1 protein-coding gene is annotated in these 1,431 nt (G+C 48.4%); it reads left to right on the top strand.

The genetic code is table 11. The features are described from left to right. The coding region (locus PEB0122_RS11560) for an Ig-like domain-containing protein (protein WP_225867860.1) at window positions 1-1,431 on the top strand (1,431 nt) is incomplete at both ends.

Genomic DNA, 1,431 nt, shown 5'->3' with positions numbered 1-1,431 from the left:
CCATTTATGATGGGGACAAAGCAATCGGCGAGACGAAAGTTAATCCGGATGGTTCGTGGTCGTTCACACCGACAACACCGCTTGGTAAAGGCGAACATCATTTTACCACTACGGTAAAAGATGCGGCTGGCAATGAAAGCAATCGCGGCTTTGGAACCGATATTACAATTGCCGATAATGGAAATACCGTAACGGTTGATTATGCCGTTGACAATGTGGATCCGATTAAAGGCCAGATTGCCAATGGCGGTCATACCGATGATACAACGCCCGAACTTCACGGCACGGCACCGGCAGGCTCGCGTGTTTACGTTTATAGCGATGCTACAAAACAAACGATAATTGGCGGCCCGTTCACTGTCGGTTCGGATGGTACATGGTCTATCGGTTTGACAGAACAGACAGCCGGCGAACATAACTATTATGTTGAGGCAATAGGTGCCGATGGCACTGTTCTTGCCGGACAGGGTTTCAAGCTGAATATTGATAATGGTGCACCGGAGGTGCCGACGATTACCCAGGTTATCGATGATGTCGGCCTTAATCAGGGTAAAGTTGCAAATGGTGGCTCCGGTGTCGACAATGGCACGACCGACGATACCAACCCGACAATTATCGGCAAGGCACCGAAGAACAGCCTTGTGATCATTTATGATAATGGCAAGGAACTGGGCCGCGTTTATGCCGATGGCAACGGCAACTGGTCTTATACAACCGGAGCAATGCTTACCGAAGATAACCACAAGTTTACGGCCGTTTCGCAAAATGCGGAGGGAAAGACCAGCGGTGTTTCAAACGAATATCTTGTTAAGGTCGACATTACCGGGCCAGAGCAGATAAAGGGCGAGACTGTTCAGGATAATGCTCTGCCGAACAATACCAATGGTGAAGATGGCCCGAATATTATCTCTATCAATCAAAATGACGTCACCAATGACAATAGCCCGATCTTCAGCGGAACGGCACCAAGTGACGCCAAGAAAGTGCGCATCTATGACAATAACAAGTTTATTGCCGAAGTTGATGTCAATGCAGATCATACATGGTTCTGGGAAGCAGGTAGCAGAAACTCCGATGCCAAGCTTGGCGAAGGCAAGCATGCTCTTACAGCCCGTCCGGTGGATGCGGCTGGCAATGAAGGGCCGGCATCTCAAGCCCATGCGTTCGAAGTTGATACACATGTACCAAGTGCAACGGCAAAACTCATCGGTATTACTGATGATACAGGCTTTGAGAGTAGCGACTTCAATACGCAGGATAATACACCGCTCTTCAGCTTCAAGGTTGATGGAAAAGTAGAAGATACCGACAAGGTACAAGCCTTCATCAACAATCAATGGCGCGACCTTACCTATAATGAAAAAACCGGTAACTGGGAACTTGATTGGCGCGATAGTAAGGAACCTATCCCTGATGGAACATATACGGTGA

The sequence above is a fragment of the Ditibartonella apis genome (assembly GCF_001952075.1).
GTDB lineage: Bacteria > Pseudomonadota > Alphaproteobacteria > Rhizobiales > Rhizobiaceae > Bartonella > Bartonella apis.
The sequence above is the reverse complement of the archived record's forward strand: the minus strand, read 5'-3'. Positions and strand labels throughout refer to the sequence as shown.